The 21,059-nt window shown below is 73.4% G+C and carries 21 protein-coding genes and 1 pseudogene; 5 read left to right on the forward strand and 17 right to left on the reverse strand.

The genetic code is table 11. The annotated features are described in order from the left end of the window. Nucleotides 1–206 precede the first annotated feature (206 nt). A complete protein-coding gene (locus tag ABZW03_RS17020; protein ID WP_355258105.1) occupies nucleotides 207–1,217 on the reverse strand; it encodes a hypothetical protein in 1,011 nt (336 codons plus the stop codon). Between the two features lie 132 nt (nucleotides 1,218–1,349). On the opposite strand from ABZW03_RS17020, the gene ABZW03_RS17025 reads away from it, so the two are divergent. Beyond that, nucleotides 1,350–1,988, forward strand: coding sequence for a helix-turn-helix domain-containing protein (locus tag ABZW03_RS17025; protein ID WP_355258108.1), 639 nt, complete (start codon nucleotides 1,350–1,352; stop codon nucleotides 1,986–1,988). Nucleotides 1,989–2,067: 79 nt separating this feature from the next. Here the strand turns inward: ABZW03_RS17025 and ABZW03_RS17030 are convergent. Continuing rightward, a pseudogene (locus ABZW03_RS17030) lies at nucleotides 2,068–2,207 on the reverse strand (IS5/IS1182 family transposase); the annotation flags it as partial. A 116-nt stretch (nucleotides 2,208–2,323) separates the two neighbouring features. On the opposite strand from ABZW03_RS17030, the gene ABZW03_RS17035 reads away from it, so the two are divergent. After that, a complete protein-coding gene (locus ABZW03_RS17035; RefSeq protein WP_355258111.1) occupies nucleotides 2,324–3,154 on the forward strand; it encodes an isocitrate lyase/phosphoenolpyruvate mutase family protein in 831 nt (276 codons plus the stop codon). Between the two features lie 47 nt (nucleotides 3,155–3,201). Here ABZW03_RS17035 and ABZW03_RS17040 read toward each other — a convergent pair whose 3' ends face one another. Beyond that, nucleotides 3,202–3,810, reverse strand: a complete 609-nt coding sequence (locus ABZW03_RS17040) for a helix-turn-helix domain-containing protein (protein WP_355258114.1) — start codon at nucleotides 3,808–3,810, stop codon at nucleotides 3,202–3,204. 106 nt (nucleotides 3,811–3,916) lie between these two features. Between ABZW03_RS17040 and ABZW03_RS17045 the strand changes: the two genes are divergently transcribed. Next, a complete protein-coding gene (locus ABZW03_RS17045) occupies nucleotides 3,917–4,360 on the forward strand; it encodes a nuclear transport factor 2 family protein (protein ID WP_355258117.1) in 444 nt (147 codons plus the stop codon). Nucleotides 4,361–4,466: 106 nt separating this feature from the next. On the opposite strand, the gene ABZW03_RS17050 is transcribed toward ABZW03_RS17045, so the two are convergent. Next, nucleotides 4,467–4,967, reverse strand: coding sequence for a ricin-type beta-trefoil lectin domain protein (locus tag ABZW03_RS17050; protein ID WP_355258120.1), 501 nt, complete (start codon nucleotides 4,965–4,967; stop codon nucleotides 4,467–4,469). A 422-nt stretch (nucleotides 4,968–5,389) separates the two neighbouring features. Between ABZW03_RS17050 and ABZW03_RS17055 the strand changes: the two genes are divergently transcribed. Then, a complete protein-coding gene (locus tag ABZW03_RS17055) occupies nucleotides 5,390–5,785 on the forward strand; it encodes a hypothetical protein (protein ID WP_355258122.1) in 396 nt (131 codons plus the stop codon). A 30-nt stretch (nucleotides 5,786–5,815) separates the two neighbouring features. Here the strand turns inward: ABZW03_RS17055 and ABZW03_RS17060 are convergent, their stop codons facing one another. The 13 genes from ABZW03_RS17060 to ABZW03_RS17120 all read right to left on the reverse strand — a co-directional run bounded on the left by ABZW03_RS17060 (nucleotide 5,816) and on the right by ABZW03_RS17120 (nucleotide 18,648). Beyond that, a complete protein-coding gene (locus ABZW03_RS17060) occupies nucleotides 5,816–6,424 on the reverse strand; it encodes a hypothetical protein (RefSeq protein ID WP_355258125.1) in 609 nt (202 codons plus the stop codon). 65 nt (nucleotides 6,425–6,489) lie between these two features. Further along, nucleotides 6,490–7,089, reverse strand: coding sequence for a hypothetical protein (locus tag ABZW03_RS17065; RefSeq protein WP_355258128.1), 600 nt, complete (start codon nucleotides 7,087–7,089; stop codon nucleotides 6,490–6,492). Between the two features lie 110 nt (nucleotides 7,090–7,199). Beyond that, complete coding sequence (locus ABZW03_RS17070; protein WP_355258131.1) at nucleotides 7,200–7,979, reverse strand: ABC transporter permease; 780 nt, start codon at nucleotides 7,977–7,979, stop codon at nucleotides 7,200–7,202. Further along, the gene (locus ABZW03_RS17075) at nucleotides 7,976–8,947 is read right to left on the reverse strand and encodes an ATP-binding cassette domain-containing protein (protein ID WP_355258134.1); all 972 of its coding nucleotides are present in this window, start codon (nucleotides 8,945–8,947) and stop codon (nucleotides 7,976–7,978) included. The genes ABZW03_RS17070 and ABZW03_RS17075 overlap by 4 nt, the downstream gene beginning before the upstream one ends. Beyond that, nucleotides 8,947–9,786 (reverse strand): DUF4097 family beta strand repeat-containing protein, encoded by an 840-nt coding sequence (locus ABZW03_RS17080; protein WP_355258137.1) that lies wholly within the window; start codon nucleotides 9,784–9,786, stop codon nucleotides 8,947–8,949. Before ABZW03_RS17080 ends, ABZW03_RS17075 begins: the two co-directional genes overlap by 1 nt. A gap of 116 nt (nucleotides 9,787–9,902) precedes the next feature. Continuing rightward, the gene (locus ABZW03_RS17085; protein WP_355258140.1) at nucleotides 9,903–10,526 is read right to left on the reverse strand and encodes a toxin-antitoxin system HicB family antitoxin; all 624 of its coding nucleotides are present in this window, start codon (nucleotides 10,524–10,526) and stop codon (nucleotides 9,903–9,905) included. 156 nt (nucleotides 10,527–10,682) lie between these two features. Further along, a complete protein-coding gene (locus ABZW03_RS17090; RefSeq protein WP_355258143.1) occupies nucleotides 10,683–11,750 on the reverse strand; it encodes an adenosine deaminase in 1,068 nt (355 codons plus the stop codon). Nucleotides 11,751–11,837: 87 nt separating this feature from the next. Further along, nucleotides 11,838–13,133, reverse strand: a complete 1,296-nt coding sequence (locus ABZW03_RS17095) for a DUF445 domain-containing protein (protein ID WP_355258146.1) — start codon at nucleotides 13,131–13,133, stop codon at nucleotides 11,838–11,840. 136 nt (nucleotides 13,134–13,269) lie between these two features. Further along, nucleotides 13,270–14,565 carry a nucleotide sugar dehydrogenase gene (locus tag ABZW03_RS17100; RefSeq protein ID WP_355258158.1) on the reverse strand — a complete coding sequence of 432 codons (1,296 nt, stop codon included), beginning with the start codon at nucleotides 14,563–14,565 and terminating at the stop codon, nucleotides 13,270–13,272. A gap of 2 nt (nucleotides 14,566–14,567) precedes the next feature. Then, a complete protein-coding gene (locus tag ABZW03_RS17105) occupies nucleotides 14,568–15,794 on the reverse strand; it encodes a glycosyltransferase family 2 protein (protein WP_355258149.1) in 1,227 nt (408 codons plus the stop codon). A 163-nt stretch (nucleotides 15,795–15,957) separates the two neighbouring features. After that, nucleotides 15,958–16,920, reverse strand: a complete 963-nt coding sequence (locus ABZW03_RS17110) for an ATP-binding cassette domain-containing protein (protein WP_355258152.1) — start codon at nucleotides 16,918–16,920, stop codon at nucleotides 15,958–15,960. A gap of 26 nt (nucleotides 16,921–16,946) precedes the next feature. Beyond that, the gene (locus tag ABZW03_RS17115; protein WP_355258161.1) at nucleotides 16,947–17,711 is read right to left on the reverse strand and encodes an ABC-2 family transporter protein; all 765 of its coding nucleotides are present in this window, start codon (nucleotides 17,709–17,711) and stop codon (nucleotides 16,947–16,949) included. 136 nt (nucleotides 17,712–17,847) lie between these two features. Next, nucleotides 17,848–18,648 (reverse strand): ABC-2 family transporter protein, encoded by an 801-nt coding sequence (locus ABZW03_RS17120; RefSeq protein WP_355258164.1) that lies wholly within the window; start codon nucleotides 18,646–18,648, stop codon nucleotides 17,848–17,850. A 293-nt stretch (nucleotides 18,649–18,941) separates the two neighbouring features. Here ABZW03_RS17120 and ABZW03_RS17125 point away from each other — a divergent pair. After that, the coding region (locus ABZW03_RS17125; RefSeq protein ID WP_355258155.1) for a transglycosylase domain-containing protein at nucleotides 18,942–21,059 on the forward strand (2,118 nt) is incomplete at its 3' end.

The following is a 21,059-nucleotide window of genomic DNA, read 5'->3' on the forward strand; positions in this document are numbered from 1 at the left end:
GAGCACGTCCTACTTTCAGTAGGAAGAGTCCGTGCAACCCGGGCCTGGCGCTCCACAGTCGGAAGGGTCCGGCACCTACCAAGGTGCCGGACCCTTCCGCGTTCCCCCGCCCACCGTCCGACGCCCCCTCACCACGGAGTGGGAAGTCGGACCGGCCGACTTCCCACTCCGCACGCGCCGTGGTCACCGCCGCGCGCGGGCCCCTGTCACCTCCGGTACCGCTGCGCGACCGCCGTGAAGGCGGCCTTGGGCTCCCACTCCATGTCGGGGTAGGTCTGCCCCCGGCGTCCTTCGAGGAGCTTCACGATGCCCAGGCCGGCCCGGTCCAGGTCGTCCCTGGGGTCGCCGCCCGGGCGGTGCGGGTAGCCGGGCAGGGCGAACAGGAACACGAACGCGCTGTCCACGCCCTCGGTCTCGAAGACCTCCAGCAGTTCGCTCAGGTACGCGGCCTGGCCGGCCTCGTCACGCTCGTACACGCCGTTCAGCCGGACCGGGGCCCTGGTCTCCGGGTCGTACTCGACCACCTCCAGCACCCGCCCGCCGCGGTCCCCCGCGCCGCGGTAGGCGGAGGTGCCGAACCCGGTGATGGCGAGCGGCTTCGGGCCCTGGGCCAGGGTCCGCACCGCCTCGCGGAACCGGTCGGCGACCTCGGCGGAGCGGATCAGCTCGAAGGTCGTGAAGTCGAAGGGCGTCCAGTCGACCTGCTCGAACTGGATGGCCGCGTAGGTGACCTTGCCCCGGAAGCGCTCGCGGACCACGGCCACCGCGCCGCCGAGGAACGCGTTGATGCGCACGCCGAGTTCGCGCATCTCCTCCGCTCGCCGCTCGGGCCGGCCCATCAGCTCCTCGACCCGCTCCTCCGGGCTCTCCCCGGGCAGGAACCCGCGGTTCATCACGCTCAGCTCGACCCCGGCGACGAACACGACCGCGGCCCCCTGCTGCCGGAGCCGTTCCGCGCGCTCGGCGCAGTCGCGGAGAAGCGCGAGGATCTGCTCCGGATCCAGCTCCAGCGGATAGGGCGAGAACCAGACCTCCAGGCCGAGTTCGGCGGCGGCCGCGGCGGCCAGCTCCAGGCGGTCCGGGTCGCCGCCGACGATCTGGACGGCGTTGCAGTGCAGGTCGTCGCGGATGACGGCGAGCTCGCGCCGGACCACCGCGGGGTCGAAGTGCTCCCGGGATGTCCGGCCGTGCACGACGAACCCGGTGTCATAGGTCATTCCTCTTGCGCGCATGGTGGCGCCCCCTCCGTCGGTCTCGGTCGCATCGAGCCTGACAGGAAAACTGCGTGCGCGCAAGATTGCGCATGCGCAACTTTGCGCGCACGCAGCCCGGTGTGGAACGCTGACACCGTGACGACACCACCACCGGGGCTGCGGGAGCGGAAGAAGCAGGCCACGCGCGAGGCGCTGCGCGAGGCGGCCCTGCGCCTGGCCGTCGAGCGCGGGCCGGACCAGGTGCGGGTCGAGGACATCGCCGAGGCGGCCGGGGTCTCGCCGCGCACCTACAACAACTACTTCGCCAGCCGCGAGCAGGCGATCGTCTCCGCCGTCACCGCGGACCGGGAGGCGCGCATCGCGGCGGCGGTCGCGGCCGGGCCCGCAGACGTACGCCTGGCCGACGCCGTCACGGACGCGGTGGTCGAGCAGTACACCGACACCGGCGAGCACGAGCACCGGGCGCTGCTGCTGATCACCACCCGGCCCGCGCTGCGCGACGCGTTCCTCGACTCCACCGCCGGCATCGAGCCCCCGCTCGCGGCGGTGCTCGCCGAACGCCTGGCCGACGCCGAACCGCACACCGCCCGCGTCCTCGCGGCCGGCGTGGCCGCGGCCGTGCGGATCGCCCTGGAGGGCTGGCTCCAGCCGGCCGGGAACCTCGGCGGCGGCGGCCTGGTCGTACCCACCGGCGCACTGCCCGACCAGCTCCGCGCGACCCTGGCCCCGCTCGCACCCGCCTTCGACGCGGCCGAGCGACGCCCTGCCGGTTGATCCGCCCAGGTTCCGTCCGGCGGATCATGACGCCGTAGGCTGCGGCGCATGCACAGCACGCTGACCGAGCACGCCCGGTGCCGGGCGTGCTCAGCAGCGCCAACGGTCGGCGTCCGCCTTCGCCAACGAGGTGGATCGTGCAGGCCAGACCGCCCCGCCCCGGGAGCGTCCGGGTCCTTCGTCGGGGTGGTGCTGACGAGGCGTTGATCTTTTCTCGGGACTCGCGGGGTACTTCCGCGGGGCCTACGCGGCGGCCGGTCCCATCCGGCGCGGCCCGACGGTGCTGTCGCGAAACCGCCAGCGGCGTAGCGGCTTTCGCCGGTGGAATACGGATCATGACTGCACAGCACGACAGCGCACGGCTGTTCCACGCCCTCCACGACCCCGCCGCACCGCTGGCTCTGGCCAATGCCTGGGACGCCGCGAGCGCCCGCCTGGTCGAGGCCGCGGGAGCCCGGGCGATCGCCACCACCAGCGCCGGCGTCTCCTGGGCGCTGGGAGCGGCGGACGGCAACCGCCTCGACCGGGAGCAGGCCATCGCGTTGATCCGCCGGGTGGTGGACGCGGTGTCCGTCCCCGTCACCGCCGACATCGAGAGCGGCTTCGGCGCCACCCCGGCCGAGGTCGCCGACACCGTCGCCCGGGTCGTCGCCGCCGGGGCCGTCGGCGTCAACATCGAGGACGCGCACGCGGACGGCGGCTCCGTCCTGCGCCCGGTCACCGAGCAGTGCGCGCGCATCACCGCCGCTCGCGCCGCGGCGGACGAGGCCGGTCTCCGGCTCTACGTCAACGCGCGGGTGGACACGTACCTGCTCGGCGCCGGCCCGGAGGAGGCCCGCCTCCAGGAGACCCTGGACCGCGCCCGCGCCTACCTCGACGCCGGAGCCTCCGGCGTCTTCGTCCCCGGCGTCACCGACACCGGCGTCGTCGCCGCCCTCACCGCGGGCATCCCGGCGCCGGTCAACATCCTGGCCGGCCCGGGCGCCCCGTCCGTGGCGGAGCTGTCGCGCCTGGGCGTGGCCCGGGTCAGCCTCGGCTCCGCGGTCGCCGAGGCGGCGTACGCGACCGTCCGCCGGGTCGCGACGGAGCTGGCCACCACCGGCACCTACACCTGCCTGACGGACACCGTCGACTACGGCGAGTTCAACGCCCTGCTGCGCGCCTGAGCGGGCTCAGCCACCCAGAGGCGGCTGACCGTGCGAGCCCGCCGGTCTCACGGCCGGGCTCCCCCGGTCCCCGCCCTCAGCCCGTCGCGGACGACCGTGCGGGCGCGCAGGGCGGCCTCCGGGTGGCCGTCCAGGTGCTCCAGCATGCGGCAGGTGCCCACCAGGATCGCCGTCAGCTCCGGCACCTCCAGGTCCCGCCGGACCGCGCCCGCCCGCTGGGCGTCTTCGAGCAGCGCGGTGAGCGCCTCGCGGACGGCGCGTCCGGCGTCGGAGGTGGCCGCCCGGGTGTCGACTCCGGCATCCGCGAGGGCGGCGGCGAAGGCGTTCTTCACCGGGGACTGGTCCAGCACCAGGTCGAAGAACGCGAACAGCGCGTCCCCCGGGCCGGCCTCGGCCGCCAGCCGCCGCCCCTCCTCCGCCAGCTTCTCCAACCGCCGGACGAGCACCGCCTCCAGCAGCGCCTCCTTCGTCGGGAAGTGCCGGAACACGGTGGCGATGCCGACCTTCGCCTCCCGGGCGATCTCCTCAGTGGAGGCGCCGGTCCCCCGCTCGGCGAAGACCGCCTCGGCGACCTCCAGCAGCCGGGCGCGGTTCCGCCGCGCGTCGGCCCGCAGGGGCTTCGAACCGGCGGTGGACGGATTCTGATCTGTCGTCATGCGGTCCTCGCGATGCCTGGACAAACGGAGTGGCGTATCCGTATCGTCTCCGCTGAAACGGAGTCGCCTATCCGATTGTAGGCGGCGGGATCACGGAGGTCGGCCCATGTCCGCACCAGCGACCCCGCGCGAGGTCTTCGCGCAGCTGACGACCCTCATCTCGGCCGGCAAGTGGAGCGAACTCGCCGCGCTCTACGCGGAGGACGCCGTGGTGGAGATCGTCTTCTCGCCCGTCCCCCCGCGCCGCCTCCACGGCCGTGCGGCACTTCGGGAGCGCTTCGCCGCTCTGGAGGCCGCCGACGCGGTTCGCCTGCGCACGGAGAACATCCGCGTCCACGGGACCGACGACCCCGAGGTGGTGATCGCCGAGTTCGACTACGAGGGCCTGTACCCCGCCACCGGCCGCACCTTCCACACCCCCAACATCCAGGTGCTGCGCGTCAGGGACGGCCTGATCACCGAGTCCCGCGACTACCACGACCACCTCGCCTTCGCCGCGGCGGACGGACGGGCGGGCCAACTGCTCGCCGCGCTGGACCAGCAGGCGTGACCGGCACGCGGTGAGGCACCGGGTGGCCGCCCCCGCGCCGACCGCCCCGACGTCAACCGCCCCCGCCGGGGGCGACCCGGCGGGGGCGGGAGTCGGCACCACCGGCTCAGGAGGGGGCGGACACGAGCCAGAGCTGGCGCGGGCTGTTGTCGCGGAACGCCTTCACCACGGGGTTCCCGTTGCTCTGGGCCGCGATGACGTAGTCCTCGTCCGTCGCCTGGGCGATGACGACCTTGTCGCCCGTGCGGTCGAGCTGCCAGTGCTGGGTCGGGATGTTGACGTTGCACTCGACGAGCGGGATCTCCGTCCCGGGCTCCGCGTACGCCTGGAGGCACTTGTCGGGCTTCCCCTGGGCCTCGAGCAGGTACCCGAGGGAGGTCGGGCGGAGGACCCAGTTCTGCCAGACCGTGCCGTTGGCCTGCCAGGCGATCGCGACGGGACCGTACTTGGCCGAGTCCAGGACGCCGTTCACGGCCTCGTTGTAGAAGCGCACGAGCTGGCCCGCGTTGTGCGCCTGGCCCGCCGGTGCGGGCCCTGCCGCGGCCGTCGCGCCGGTGGCGGCCAGGGCGGCGGCCGCGCAGGCGGCCGCCTTCTTGATGGTGAACAAGGATTTCTCCTTCTGCGAGGGTGATTCCTCGAATCCGTGACCGCGCGTTGGGTCACAAGGGCGAGAGAACCACCCGCACCAGGGCCCCGCAACGGCAAGTAATCCGGGTGGAGTCAGCACACGAATCGCATTGCCCCGGTTGCCGCAGCGCGGGGGCTCCGGCCGGGCTCCCCCTCGCTCCGCCGCAGTCCCTCGACCCTCCGCCTGGCGCCTGGGCTACGGGTCACCAACCCACCTCTACGCCAATCTTATTGGCGCACAATCAGGAAAAGGCCTGATCCCATCCTCACCGAACTCCCCGAGCGGAAACCGGTTTTCCGCCACCCGAGGCCGGGGTAGGGCGGAGACGTTCGCACCCCGACTGTCCCGGTGCTCACGGCGAGGCGAATCCTCGACGCTCTCCCGATCGGAAGGACACCCTCATGCACAGGTCCCTTCGGAACGCCTTCGCCACCGTCATCGTGACGGGTGCGCTCACCGCCGCCGCTCCCGCCGCCGGGGCCGCCGAGCAGGCGCCGTCGACGGCCGGGGTGCGGGCGGAGCTCCGCAATCCGAAGACCATCAAGGTCGCCGACTACAACCGGGCCCGCACCACCCTGATCAACGCGGGCAGCAGGACGGCCTCCAAGTCCCACCCGGCGCACGGCACCAAGGACGTCCCGGTCTCCCACGGCACCGGCCTGCTCGCGGAGGCCCGGGACGAGTTCCGCGCCGCCGACCGGAACCTCCCGGCGGGCCAGAAGAAGTCCGACATGTCGATCCCGCACGACAACGCCGTCCACAGCGCGGCCGACACCATGGGCATCGACCGCTGGTGACGCGAAGAGGGCCGGGCTCGTCGTGCCGCCTCAGCGCGGCATCAACGGGCCCTGGGGCCGGGGCTCTTCGCGAGGGGCGCCCAGGCTGCCGTCCGGGCGGACGTCGAAAACCGTGAGCTTCTCCGCCCGGGTGATCGTGATCCGGTCCGGCCCCGACCAGTCGACGCGGACGTAGTCGGTCTGCTCGGTGTCCCAGGTGCCCAGGCTCCAGTGGCGGGCGGACCAGCCGGTGCCGGACACCAACTCCACCTTGTAGATCGGGTCGATCGAGAAGGCGACGTCGGTGACGGTGAGCACCCGGTCCGAGTGGCCCGGGGCGGCCGTCCGCTCGGTCCAGCCGCCACGGCTCAGGACGATCCCCAGGAACCCGACCGGAATCCCGCCGAGGACCAGCGCGATCAGGCCGATGGCGCACCCGATCTGCGACACCCAGGTACGGAACTCCATCGAGATGATCAGTGAGACCACGACCAGCAGAACCGCCGACCCGCCCAGCAGCAGCGGGTGGTTCAGCCCGTGCTCGACCACGACCAGTCCGCCCGAGCGGGACGAGTTCCAGCCCGCCGCGTACGCCAGCAACGCCGCGAGCGCCGCCCCTCTGAGCCCCCACACGATCCGCTTGCGGCGTACCGCTGTCATGCCTCGCCCCCCGGCGGTTCCTGAACGATCATTCGGCGCGGACCCTACTACAGGCGCTCCTCGGGCTACGGGCGCTGTCGGGGCCGAGGGGTCACCGAGGGCTCGCCGAGCGTCCCGTCCTCCTCCACGGTGAAGACCTTGACCTCCTTCTGCAGCGTCACCGTGATCCGGCCGGGGCCGGACCAGTCGGCCCTGACGAAGCCGTCGTCCTCGTCCCAGGTGCCGAGGCCCCAGTGCCGGGCCGACCAGCCGCTGCCGGTCAGCAGTTCCACCCGGTAGACCGGATCGATCGAGAAGGCGATGTCGGTGACGCTCAGCACGTGGTCGGCGCGGCTCGGGTCGGGCTTGCGGTCGACCAGCCGGCCGTCGCCGCCGAAGAACCACGCCAGGCCTCCGACCGCCGCCCCGATGACGAGCAGCGGCGACAGGACGGCCGCACAGCCGATCTGCGCCCACCGGGTACGGAACTCGAACTGGGCCACCGCCGAGGCCACGGCCAGCGCGACCGCCGTCCCGAGCAGCAGCACCGGGTGGTTCAGCCAGCGTTCGACCTCGACCAGCCCGCCCTGGCGGGAGGAGAAGTAGCCCGGCAGGTACACCAGGAAGGCCGCCAGCGCCGCACCTCGGAGGCACCACACGATCCGCCTGCGGCGCGTCGCCGTCATTTGCTCCCCCGGAGTCGTCCTTTGCCGGGACTTTACTACGGGGGTGCCGAACGGCCCGGCCGACGGGTGCTCCGTCGTCCGGGCCGCTCGGCCCACCGGCCGTACCCCCGTCACCGCCGGTAGAAGACGCTCCTCGACCAGAAGAAGCCGACCAGCGTCAGCACGGTGCACCAGGCCAGGGCGCTCCAGGCGCTGCTGCCGATCCCGGTGCCCAGCAGCAGCCCGCGCAGGGTCTCGATCATGGGGGTGAAGGGCTGGTACTCGGCGAACCAGCGCAGGGCCGTCGGCATGGAGTCGGTCGGCACGATGGCGCTGCCGAGGAAGGGCAGGAACTGCAGCGGCATCGGCATGTTGCTGGCGCTCTCGACCGTCTTGGCCACCAGGCCGATGCCGGCCGATATCCAGGTCAGGGCGATGGTGAGGAAGAGCAGCAGGCCCATCGCGGCCAGCCACTCCACCGGCCCGGCGTTCGGCCGGAAGCCCATCGCCAGGGCCGCGCCGATCACCAGCGCCAGCCCGATCATGGTCTGGATGACGCTGCCGACCACGTGCCCCGCCAGGAAGGCGGAGCGCGATATCGCCATCGTGCGGAAGCGGTTGACGATGCCCTCGGTCATGTCGGTGCAGATGCCGATCGCGGTGACCAGCGACCCGGAGGTGGCCGCCATCAGCACGATGCCGGGCGTCACGTAGTCGATGTAGTTCCCGCCGCCGATGCCGGCGCCCAGCGTGCTGCCGTAGGCGTAGTTGAACAGCAGCAGCATCATGACCGGCATCACCACGACCGCGAAGGTCAGGGACGGGTACCGCAGCGCGTGCTTGAGGTTGCGGCGCAGCATGGTCAGCGAGTCGCTGAGCACGTAGCCGGCCGTTCCCGTGGCCGTACTCATCGCACACCCTCCCCGGTCAGTTGGAGGAACACGTCGTCCAGGTCGGCCGTCTCCACGACCAGGGACTCGGCCGCCACGGACGCGTTGTCGAGCGCGTCCAGTACGGCCTTCACGGTGACCACGGAGTTGTCCCCCGGGATCTCCAGCCGCAGCGCCTCGGTGTCGGCCGTGGCGTAGTCGAACAGCGCGGCGGCGGTGGCCAGCGAGCCGGCGTCCGCGAACTGGAGGCGGATCCGCCCGCCGGGGACGAACCGCTTCAGCTCCTCGGCCGTGCCCTCGGCGACGATCCGGCCGCCGTCCAGGACGGCTATCCGGTCGGCGAGTTGGTCGGCCTCCTCCAGGTACTGGGTGGTGAGGAAGATCGTCACCCCGTGGTCGGCGACCAGGCCCCTGATGATCTCCCACATGGTGCGCCGGCTGCGCGGGTCCAGCCCGGTGGTCGGCTCGTCCAGGAAGATCACCCGGGGGTTCCCGACCAGCGTCATCGCGAGGTCGAGCTTGCGCCGCATGCCGCCGGAGTAGGTGACGACGGGCTTGCGGGCGGCCTCGGTGAGGTCGAAGCGCCGCAGCAGGTCCTCCGCCCGCCTCCGCCCCTCCCGACGGCGGAGGTGGTTGAGGTCGGCCATCAGCATCAGGTTCTCCTCGGCGGTGAGCAGGTTGTCCACCGCCGAGAACTGGCCCGTCACCCCGATCGCCCCGCGCACCCCGTCGGCCTCGCGCTCGACGTCGTACCCGGCCACCCGGGCCGAGCCGCCGTCGGCGGGGATCAGGGTGGAGAGGATCTGCACGGCGGTGGTCTTGCCGGCGCCGTTGGGCCCGAGCAGGGCGAACACGCTGCCCGCCGGGATCTCCAGGTCGACGCCCGTCAGGACCGCCTTGTCGCCGTAGGACTTGGTGAGCCCGGTGGCCGAGATCGCCGGGTGCGCCGAGACCGCCGGGGCCACCGGGGCCGTCGAGGTCGTCGCCATCACGCCCTCCGGACCACGACGTTGCCGACCTGGGTGCGGCCGCGGACCTCGACCGTCTCCACCGCGTCGCCCGGGCCCCGGGTGGGGCCGAGGTCGTTGCGGACGCCGCCGACCTTGCTGTGCACGTCGAGCCAGGCCGCGGTGCCCTCGGCGATGCCGACCTCCACGTCCCCCAGGCTGGTCTGCAGGGTGACCTGGCCGCGGACCACCCGGCCGACCCGGATGTGGCCGTGCGCCGACTTGGCGTCCACGTTCCCCTCGGCCGAGCCGATGTGGATCCGGCCGTTGGAGGCGTTGGCGTGCAGCTCGCCGTGCACCTCGTCGATCTCGGTGTCGCCGATGCTGTTCTTGACCGTCAGCCGGCCCCCGACGGAGCCGATCTCGATCCGGCCCGCGCCGGACACCTCGGCGTCCCCGGTCGTCGCCCCGAGCCGGACGTCCCCGAAGCCGCTGTCGAGCCGGGCGCTCTCGGCGCTCTCGACCTGGATGCGGCCGAGCGAGGTCTTCAGCCGGCAGTCGCCGAGCGGCCCCTCGGTGACGAACTCGGCCATCGGGGACTCGCTGTGGACGTCGGAGCCGGCCGGCAGCTCGACCAGGATCTCGATCCCGCCCTTCTTGCTGGTGAAGACGGAGCGCTGCTTGGGGGCCTTGATGCCGAGCCGGCCGCCGGAGAAGTCGACCTGGGTCTGCTCGGCGGCCCTGACGTCCGCGTCCTTGGCCGGGTTGGCGGGCCGGACCTCGACCACGGCGTCGGTGCGCTTGCCCGCCTTGATCCAGACCGAGCCGATGTCGAACTCGAGGATGGCGGAAATCGGGCCGTCGATCTCGTACGTAGGCATGGCTGTCCCGTCCTTGTGACTCGTGTTGGTGTTCCCGCTGGTCGGAGCGGGGGTGACGTCGAAGGTGCAGAAGGTGGTGCGGGAGGTCGTGCGGATGCTGCGGGTGGTGCGGACGCCTAGTGGACCCAGCCGGTGTAGCCCTGGCCGCCGATGCTGCGCGCGACCCGGCTGCCCGGCTCGGCCACCGGACGGCGGGCCGGCTCACCGCCCTCCAGCGCGCCGGCCAGGGCCCGGACCAGCCAGGCGTTGAGCGAGAGCCCGGCCTCGGCGGCGGCCTCCTCCGCCCGGGCCTTGAGGTGGGCCGGCAGGCGCAGGTTGATCCGGGCGGTGCCCGTCTCGTCCGGCTCCGGCGAGCCCGAAGGCGATCCCGAGGGCACCCCCGGTACCCCCGGCACCACCGGCGGCACCACGGATGGCGCCATCGGCACCACGGGCGGCGCCATCACCCCCGACGGCGGCACCACCGGCGGCAGGTCGCCGTGGAAGGCGTCCGAGCCGGGCGGCGCCGTCACCACGAACTCCGGGTCGAGGCCGCGCAGGCGCACGTCCACCGAGCCGGGGGCGAGGTCGCGGGTGACCTCGCCCATGGCGGCCGAGAGCGCGTTGAGCAGGGTGAGCCGCACGGCCGACTCCAGCGGGAGCGTCAGCCGCTCGGCCAGCGCGCGGGCTTCGTCCCCGCCGGTGGCGGCGGCCACCGCGAGCTCGTTCCGGAGGTTTTCCACGTACGGCGTGAGGTCCATGGCTGATAGCTTGGCACAGCCGTGGCGCCATGTCGAGCCATTTGTGGCACCACTGTGGCGCCATCACCCGAACGGCTCTGGCGCCGACAACGGAACCGCCCCGCCGACCGGGGTCGACGGGGCGGTTCACCAGGGGAAACGCGGCGGGGCGAGGACCTACGGCCGCTGCCACCCGGCCAGGTAGGCGTCGATCTCCCCGGCCAGCCGGGCCTTGCCCGCCCCGTCCAGGAAGGAGGCCTCGACGGCGTTGCGGGCCAGCCCCGCCACCCCGGCCTCGTCCAGGCCCAGCAGCCGCGCCGCCACCGCGTACTCGGTGTTGAGGTCGGTGCCGAACATCGGCGGGTCGTCGCTGTTGACCGTCACCAGCAGCCCGGCCTCCACCATCCGCTTGATCGGGTGGTCCTCGATCCGCTCCACGGCCCGGGTGGCGATGTTGGAGGTCGGGCAGACCTCCAGCGGGATGCGGTGCTCGCCCAGGTGGTCGATCAGCGCCGGGTCCTTCACCGCCTGGGTGCCGTGCCCGATGCGCTCGGCGCCGAGCACCCGGATCGCGTCCCAGACCGTCTCCGGCCCGGTGGTCTCGCCCGCGTGCGGGACGCTGTGCAGGCCGGCCGCGCGGGCCCGGTCGAAGTACGGCTTGAACTGCGGGCGCGGCACGCCGATCTCCGGGCCGCCCAGGCCGAAGCTGACCAGGCCCTCGGGGGCCAGCTCGGTGGCCAGCCGGGCGGTCACCTCGGCCGACTCCAACCCGGCCTCGCCCGGGATGTCGAAGCACCAGCGCAGCACCACGCCGAGCTCCTTCTCGGCGCGCAGCCGGGCGTCCTCGATCGCCTCCATGAAGGCGACCTCGGGGATGCCCCGGCGGACCGAGGAGTACGGGGTGATGGTCAGCTCGGCGTACCGGATGTTCTGCCGGGCCATGTCCTCGGCCACCCCGTAGGTGAGCGCGCGGACGTCCTCGGCGTCCCGGACCAGGTCCACGACGCTCAGGTAGACCTCGATGAAGTGCGCGAAGTCGGTGAAGGTGAAGTACTCGGCGAGCGCGGCCGGGTCGGTCGGCACCCTGGAGTTCCCGGCGTGCCGGGCGGCCAGCTCCGCGACGACCCGCGGCGAGGCCGAGCCGACGTGGTGGACGTGCAGCTCCGCCTTGGGCATCCCGGCGATGAACGCCTCGATGCTCCGGTCTGTGGGGTTCCCGATCCGACTTCCGTCCGGCTGGACCACGGTCGTTCCCTTCTTCCTTCTCCACGCGCGACGTCACGTGTCACGCGCACCGACGACAGTGCCGCCAAGGATAGGCCGTGCCCGGGATCACCCGCCGAGCGCGGCCGCCACGGTGTGGATCAGCAGCCCGGCGAGGGCGCCGACCACGGTGCCGTTGATCCGGATGAACTGGAGGTCGCGGCCGACGTTGGCCTCGATCTTGCGGGAGGCGTCGTCGGCGTCCCAGCCCGCCACCGTCTCGGAGATCAGCGAGGTGATCTCGGTGCGGTAGGTGTCGACCAGGTACTGGGCGGCGTCCTGGAGCCAGCCGTCCACCTTGGCCTGGAGCTTGGGGTCGGTGGCCAGGCGCTCGCCGAAGCCGCGCACGCCGTCGCGGATGCGCCGGCGCAGTTCGCTGTCCTCGTCCTCGGCCGCGCCCATCACCAGGGTGCGCACGGCCGCCCAGGTGGAGTTGATCAGGTCCTGCACCTCGGGACGGGCCAGCAGCTCGGCCTTGGCCCGCTCGACCCGGGCGATGGTCTCCGGATCGGTCTGCAGCTCGGTCGCGAAGTCGGCGAGGAAGTTGTCGATCGCGCCGCGGGCCGGGTGGTCCGGGTCGTCCCGGATGTCGGTGACGAAGCGCAGCAGCTCCTTGTAGACCCGCTCGCCGACCTGGTGGTCGATGAACCGGGGCGTCCAGCCCGGGGTCTTCTGGGTGACCTTCTGGACCACCTCCTCGTGGTTGGTGGTCAGCCAGCCGTGCGCCCGGACCGCGACCAGGTCCACCACCCCGTGGTGCCCGCCGTCGGCGACCACCTTGCCGAGCATCCGGCCCATCGGCTCGGCCACCGAGGTGGCGGCGGCCCGCCTGGTCACCGCCTCGGCGACCACCGCCCGCACGTCCTCGTCGCGGAGCACCGCGAGCAGGCCGCGCAGCGCCGCCGAGGCCTCCTTGGTGACCCGCTCGGCGCTGCCCGGCGCGGCCAGCCACTCCCCCAGCCGGCGGCCGATGCCGAGCGCCGCCAGACGGCCGCGGACCACGTGCCCGGAGAGGAAGTTCTCGCCGACGAAGTCGCCGAGCGAGCGGCCGAAGGCGTCCTTCTTGGTCGGGATGATCGCGGTGTGCGGGATCGGCAGGCCGAACGGCCGGCGGAACAGCGCGGTCACCGCGAACCAGTCGGCCAGCGCGCCGACCATGCCGGCCTCGGCGGCGGCCGCCACGTACCCGGCCCAGGGGCCGGCGCCGGCCGCCTTGGCCCAGGTGGCCAGGGCGAAGACCAGGGTCGCGAAGGCCAGCAGGCCGGTCGCGATGGTCTTCATCCGGCGGACGCCGCGTCTCTTCTGCTCGTCGGCCGCGGTGAACCGGACCCCGGGGCCGGTCCCGCTGAAGGCATCGTCACTCACCCCGCCAGTCTGCCCGGTGCCCGGCGCGGACGGGGGCGCGCCTCGCGATCACGCGCCCCCGGGGGCCTCACGCACCGGGAGGAACGGCCCGCACGCCCGGCGCGCGCCGACCGAACGGCAGCGCCCGGCCCGGCCCTCACGCCCCGCCCAGCACCATCCGCCGCACCTCCGCGCCCGCCCAGCGCTTCGGGTCCGTGCACCGCCGCCCGTCCAGCAGCACCCGCACCCCCGGCAGGTCCACCGGCGTCAGGTCCCGGTACTCCGGGTGGTCCGCCTGCAGCACCGCCGCCACCACCGGCTCCCCGCCGTACGGCGGCAGCCCGAGCGCCGCCAACTCCTCCGCCTCGTACAGCGGATCGCTGACGTACGGCCGCCCGCCCGCCGACCGCACCGCCTCGACCAGCGGGAACACCCCGGAGTACGCCGTCTCCTTGACCCCGCCCCGGTACGAGGCGCCGAGAACCAGCACGCCCTGCCCGGCGATCCCGCCCGGCACCGCCCCCGCCAGCACGCCGACCGCGTACCCCGGCACCGCCAGGTTGGCCTCGCGCGCCGCCCGGACCACCGTCGCGCCCGGGTCGTTCCACAGGTACAGCCGCGGGTAGACCGGGATGCAGTGCCCGCCGACCGCGATGCCCGGCCGGTGCAGGTGGCTGTACGGCTGTGAGTTGCAGGCCTCGGCGACCTCCGCGAAGTCCACGCCGACCTCGTCCGCGTACCGGGCGAACTGGTTGGCCAGCGCGATGTTGACGTCCCGGTACGTGGTCTCGGCGAGCTTGCTGAACTCGGCCGCCTCCACCGAGGCCAGCTCCCAGACGCCGTTGGGCCGGGGCAGGTCCGGCCGCGGGTCGAAGTCCAGCACCGCCCGGTAGAACTCGGCGCCGCGCCGGGTGGAGGACGCGTCCAGGCCGCCGACCAGCTTGGGGTAGCGCCGCAGGTCGGCGAAGACCCGTCCGGTGCGGACCCGTTCCGGGCTGAACACCAGCGCGAAGTCCGTCCCGGCCGCGAGCCCGGACCGGGACGCCAGCCGGGGCGCCCAGCGCTCCCGGGTGGTGCCGACCGGCAGGGTGGTCTCGTAGCTGACCAGGGTGCCCCGGCGCAGCCCGGCCGCGACGGCGTCGGTGGCGGCGTCGAGCAGGGCGAAGTCCGGGCTGCCGTCGGCGGCGGTGACCAGCGGGACGACCAGCACGACGGCCTCGGCCCGGGCCACCGCGGCCGTGGTGTCGGTGGTGGCCCGCAGCCGGCCCTCGGTGACGACCCGCTTCAGCGCCTGGTCCAGCCCCGCCTCCCGGGGGAACGGCGGCACGCCCCGGTTGACGCTGTCCACCACGCCGGGCGCGATGTCCGCGCCCGTCACCCGGTGGCCCTTCAGCGCGAACTGCACCGCCAGCGGCAGGCCCAGCTTGCCCAGCCCGACCACGCAGACGTCCAGGCTCATCCCCGTCCTCCGTTCACCGAGTCGGCCAGCCGGCGCCACGCCGGGTGGCGCCGCAGCCCGCGCCGCACCTGTGCCGGGACGAGCCCGCGCCACAGCTGCCGCGCCAGGCCCAGCGGCGGGGCGGGCGCCTCGGCCGCCTCCTCCCGCAGCAGGAACAGCTCGTCCGGCAGCCCGAGCCCGGCGTTGCGGAACGCCGGGTAGCCCGCGTACCGCCGCCGCCCCTCCGCCACCACCGGCGGATCGCCGTGCGCCGCCTCGTAGCGGATCTGCTGGCGCAGCGCCTCCGGCCGGACGGCGGAGGCGAGTTCGAGCCGCACCCGTTCGGCGACCGGCAGCCGGTGGTACACCTCGCGGGCGCCGAACCGCTCGACCAGCCGGGCGACCTCGACGCACACCCGCTCCTGCGCGTCCGCGCTCAGCAGCAGGAAGCCGTCCTGCAGCAGGCGCGGCACGTCCCAGCTGAAGCTGCGCGCCCGGATGGCGTCCAACTCCTCGCCCGGCTCGGCCAGTTCGGCGGCAACCTGCTGGAGCGCGGCGATCCCGCGCAGCCGGTCCAGCACCCCGGCCCGCTCGGTGACGTTGCCCCGGTCCTCGCGCAGCACCAGGAAGTAGCAGTCGTAGGAGGCCAGGACGGACACCCGGGCCGCCCGCAGGCAGGCCGCCAGGGTGAACGGCTGGTCCGAGAAGACCTTCAACCCCTCGTCGCGGCGCAGCCCGTGGCGCCGGACGAGGTCGAGCCGGAACAGCTTGGTGTCGGCCAGCGCCCAGGCCAGCGCGGAGTCGGCGAAGCCCACGGACTCGGCGTCGGCGTGGAAGATCCCCTGCGGCACCAGCCGCCCGTTCACCCCGACCTGCTTGGGCACCACCACGTCCGAACCCCAGGCGTCGGCGGCCGCGACCAGCCGCTCCAGCGCCTCCTCGCCGAGCCAGTCGTCCGCGCCGAGGAAGAGCACGTAGCGGCCGCGGGCCAGCTCCAGACCCCGGTTGGTGGGGCCGGCCGGGCCGCCCGAGTTGGCCTGGTGCACCACCGTGAACAGCCCGGGGTGACGGGCGGCGTACTCGTCGAGCAGCTCGCCGCCGCCGTCCGTGGAGCCGTCGTCCACGGCCACCACCTCCAGCCGCCCCGGCGCCAGGGACTGCCCGACCAGCGAGTCCAGGCAGGCGGTGAGGTACGGCATGGTGTTGTAGACCGCGACCACCACGGTCACGTCGGGTACGGCCATCGGACGGGGGGCCTCCGGTTCCGGCGTCGGCGAGTGATGCCGGATCAACTCGCGCCCCGGGCCCGGGGTCACGGTGATCACCCGCACCGGCGACGGGGAACAGAACACGCTCCCGGCCGCCGCACGGACGCGCGGCGGCCGGGAGGGCGCGTGCGCGCCGCGGTCAGCCGATCGCGACCTCCGCGTACATCCGGGCGATCACGTCCTCGATGGCCGGCTCGCGCACCGACAGGTCCACCAGCGGGTAGCGCGCGGCGACCGCCGCCACGATCGGCGCGGCGCTCTCCTGGGCCGGGAAGGCCAGCCACTGGCGCGGCCCCTCGACCCTGGTGACCCGGGCCCCGGGCACCTCGACCGGGTGCGCGAGCTCCTGGGCGAGGTCCACCACCAGCGTGCGCTCGCTGCGCCCGGTGGCGTGCAGGCCCTCCAGCCCGCCGTCGTACACCACCCGGCCGTGGTCGATCACCATCACCCGGCCGCAGAGCTGCTCGATGTCGGTCAGGTCGTGGGTGGTGAGCAGCACGGTGGTGCCCCGGTCCCGGTTGACCTCGCGCAGGAACTCCCGCACCCGGCCCTTGCTGACCACGTCCAGGCCGATGGTCGGCTCGTCCAGGTAGAGCACCTGGGGGTCGTGCAGCAGCGCCGCCGCGAGGTCGCCGCGCATCCGCTGGCCGAGCGAGAGCTGGCGCACCGGGGTGTCCAACAGGCCGCCGAGGTCGAGCAGTTCGACGCAGCGGTCGAGGTTCTCGCGGTACCGGGCGTCGGGGATTCGGTAGATCCGGCGGGCGAGCTCGAAGGAGTCGCGCAGCGGCAGGTCCCACCAGAGGGTGGTGCGCTGGCCGAAGACGACGCCGATCCGGCGGGCCAGCGCGACGCGTTCGCGGGCCGGGTCGACCCCGGCCACCCGCAGCCGCCCGGAGCTGGGGACGAGGATGCCGGTGAGCATCTTGATGGTGGTGGACTTGCCGGCCCCGTTGGGCCCGATGTAGCCGACGCACTCGCCGGCCCCGACGGTGAAGCTGAGCCCGTCCACCGCGCGGACCTCGCGTTTGGCCCGGCTGAACCGGCCCGTGCGGGTGCGGACGGTGAAGCTGCGGCGGACGTCCTGGAGTTCGATCAGTGCCATGGAAGCTCCTTCGGGGGATGGGGGGTTCAGCTGCCGGTGCCGCGGTAGGCGCGCAGCCCGGCCCGCCAGGCGAGGCCGGTCGCGAGGACGCAGAGCGCGGCGACGAGCGGGGAGGCGAACCGGAAGGCGACGGGCAGGCCGAGCGGGTCGGGCCGGCCCAGGATGTGCAGTGCGGGCAGCCAGTTGACGAAGGCCAGCGGGACGACGAAGACCACGCCGAGCACCAGCTCCTTGGCGAACACGGTCGGCGGGTACTGCAGCATCACGCCGCCGCCGAAGGTGAAGGAGTTCTGGAACTCCCGGGTCTCGCCCCACCAGAACTGCAGGCAGGCGAAGCCGATCCAGATCGCGCAGTAGATGACCGTGCCGCTGATCAGCAGGACGACCGTCAGCAGCACCTTGTCCCAGGTCCAGCCGACCTCCAGGGCGGCGAGCGACCAGAGCAGCACCGCCGCCGACTGGGCCGGCCGGCCGATCCGGCGCAGCGAGAAGCGCTCGGCGCAGAGCTGGGCGAGCGCCGGGGCGGGCCGGATCAGCATCACGTCGAGCGTCCCGGTGCGGATCCGGTCGCCGAGCGCGTCGATGCTGCCGACCAGCATGTTGGCCATGCCGAGGGCGAAGCCGGAGGTGCCGTAGAGGAAGCCGAGTTCGGGCAGGGCCCAGCCGCCGAGCGTGGCGGTGTGCCGGAACATCAGGACGATCACGGCGAAGTCGAGGAAGGTGATCACCGTGTTGGCCGCGAACATCATCGTGAACGAGGCCCGGTAGGACATGCTCGAACGGGTCCACATGGCGGCGCACAGCCACCAGGCGCGCGCGGCCCAGCGGGTACGGGTCGCCCAGCGGGCCGGGACCGCCCAGCGGGTCCGGGCGACGGCGAAGTCGGGGACGGCGGAGTCGGGGACGGCGGGGGCTCCGAGGCCGGGGTCAGCCACCCTGGACCACCACCTTGCGGGTCGCCAGCACCTGCACCCCGCGCGCGGTCGCCAGCAGCACCGCGGCCCAGGCGAGTTGGAGGCCGAGCGGCCCGAGCACGGCCGCACCGGTGGTGTGCTCCAGGAACAGGTCGGCGGGCAGCTGCGCCAGCGCCGCCCACGGGAGCACCTGGGCGAGGTCGCCGAGCCAGCCGGGGAAGAGCGTGAGCGGCAGCAGCATCCCGGAGAGGAACATCGTCACCACCATCGTCACCGAGTTCACCCCCTCGGAGTCGTGCAGCCAGAAGCCGGTGAGCGCGACCAGGAACCGCAGCCCGAAGCTGACCACCTCGGCGAGCAGCACCGAGAGCAGGAAGACCAGCCAGGTGACCGGCCGTTCGGGCAGCCGGAAGTGGAAGAGCAGCGCGCCGATCAGCAGCGGCGCCCCGCCGCGGACCAGCAGGTGGTAGCCGGCCCGGCCGAGGTCGCTCGCCAGCCACCAGCCCAGGAAGTCCACCGGCCGGTAGAGGTCGACGGCGATGTCCCCGCTGCGGAACCGCGCCCGGACGTCGTCCTCGACGCCGCCGCCGAAGATCGCGATGGTGGGCATCAGGCCCTGGCAGACCCAGATGTAGGTGACGGCCTGGCTCACGTCGTAGCCGCCGAGGCCGGGGCGGGCCTGCCAGAGCGCGATGAAGGTGTAGGCGAGGATGCAGCCGAAGACGGTGTTGGTGAAGGCGCCGGCCAGGGTGGCGGCCCGGTAGGTCGCGTGGCGGTGGAAGGCGCCGCGGGCGACGGCGGCGTAGAGCCCCAGGGGGAATCCGGCGGGCGCGGGATCGGGGGGCCGCCCGGCGGAGGCCTCGGCGGGCGCGGGACTCAGCATAATGTCTCCTTGTCGACAAATGCGGGCAGACGGATGCCCGCGGGCACCGGCGCGCACGCCCCAGCGGCTCCGACCGGCCGTACCCGGGGGTGCCGGGCCTGGCGGGCGGAGCTGCGAAAGTGGCTGCGCTATGTGGTTTGCACCTTTCACCGTACCGCCGGACCGCACCACCCGCACCCGGTTTTCCCGGCCTGATCCGACGTCAAATAGCAGATAATCTCGGCATGACCTTGAGCACCCGCCGCCAGGCCAAACGGGCCGCCCGCCGCGAGGCCCGTCGCGCCCTCCCGCTCTGGCGCCGGCTCCTGCCCACCTGGCGGGTCACCCTCGGCACCCTCACCGCGCTGTTCCTGCTCGCCGTCGGCGGCTTCGCCGTGCTCTACGTCATCGTCCCGGTGCCCGACCCCAACGCCCACGCCGTCGCCCAGAACAACATCTACCTCTACGCGGACGGCACCACCGAGATCGCCCGCACCGGCGCCGTCAACCGCACCGACGTCACCATCGACCAGATCCCGCTCCAGACCCAGCAGGCCGTCGTCTCCGCCGAGGACCGCACCTTCTACCAGAACCGCGGCATCGACCTGAAGGGCATGCTCCGGGCCGGCTGGAACACCCTGACCGGCAAGGGCATGCAGGGCGGCTCCACCATCACCCAGCAGTACGTCAAGAACTACTACCTCACCCAGGACCGCACCATCGAGCGCAAGGGCCGCGAACTGCTCATCGCCCTCAAGGTCGACCAGCAGCGCGACAAGCGCGAGATCCTCGCCGGCTACCTCAACAGCAGCTACTTCGGCCGCGGGGCCTACGGCATCCAGAGCGCCGCCCACGCCTACTACGGCGTCGACGCCGCCCGGCTCACCCTCGGCCAGGGCGCCTACCTCGCCTCCCTGCTCCAGGCCCCCAGCCTCTACGACGTCAAAACGGCCACCCCCGCCAACCGCGAGAAGGCCCTCGCCCGCTGGCACTACGCCCTCGACGGCATGGTCCAGCTCGGCTTCCTCACCCCCGCCGACCGCGCCGCCACCGCCTTCCCCGACCCGATCGACCCCCAGCCCGCCACCGGCCTGGCCGGCCAGGCCGGCTACCTGGTCGGCGTCGCCGACGACTACCTCATCTCCTCCGGCACCCTCGACGCCGCCACCCTCAAGGCCGGCGGCTGGCGCATCACCACCACCTTCGACAAGCCCCGGCAGGACGCCTTCGTCAAGGCCGTCCAGGACCAGCTCACCGGCGAACTCGACCCCCGGGCCCGCCCCGACACCGACACCGACGTCCGGGTCGCCGGCGCCTCCGTCGAACCCGCCACCGGCCGGGTCGTCGCCGTCTACGGCGGCCCCGACTACACCAAGCAGCCCTACAACGACGCGCTGCGCCAGGACAACCAGATCGGCTCCACCTTCAAACCGATCGACCTCGCCGCCGGCCTGGTCGCCCAGCACGCCCCCGACGGCCGCCCGATCACCGTCGAGACCCGCTACGACGGCACCAGCGAACGCCCCGTCACCGGCGGCCCCACCCCGTACGCCCCGCCCAACGAGGACGACATCGACTACGGCGACATCACCCTGCGCCACGCCATGGTCAAGTCCGTCAACTCCGTGTACGCGCAGGAGGGCGTGGACGCCGGACTCGCCCGCGTCCGCGAGACCGCCGTCAGACTCGGCATCCCCGACAGCGTCCGCGGCATGGACCCGGCCAACACCTCGATGACCCTCGGCACCGCCACCCCCAGCGCCCTCGACCTGGCCGCCGCCTACGCCACCCTCGCCGACCACGGCCAGGCCCACACCCCCTGGTCCGTCGGCAAACTCGAACGCGTCAACCCCGGCGGCGCCGTCGACGTCCCCGAGATGCCCGCCCACCACGCCACCGAGGCCCTCGACCGGGAGATCGCCGACTCCGTCACCGACGTGCTGCGCGACGTCATCAGCCCGCGCGGCACCGGCGCCGCCGCCCTCGACCTCGGCCGCCCGGCCGCCGGCAAGACCGGCACCACCGACTCCAACCTCTCCGCCTGGTTCGCCGGCTACACCCCCGAACTCGCCACCACCGTCGGCCTGTTCCGGGAGAACCCGAAGACCCACGCCAAGGAACCGCTGGCCGGCACCGCCGGACTCACCCGGATCAACGGCGGCGCCTTCCCCACCCGGATCTGGACCGCCTACACGGCCGCCGCCCTCGACGGCACCCCCGCCCAGGACTTCGACCTCCGGACCGGCTCCGGCGCCCCCGACGCCACCCCCTGGCCGACCGCCCCCGCGAGCACCAGCCCCAGCGCCAGCGCCACCCCGAGCGCGCCGACCGCCCCGACCACGCCGGCCACCGGCGGCGAACCC

The organism is Kitasatospora sp. NPDC004799, assembly GCF_040609095.1.
GTDB lineage: Bacteria > Actinomycetota > Actinomycetes > Streptomycetales > Streptomycetaceae > Kitasatospora.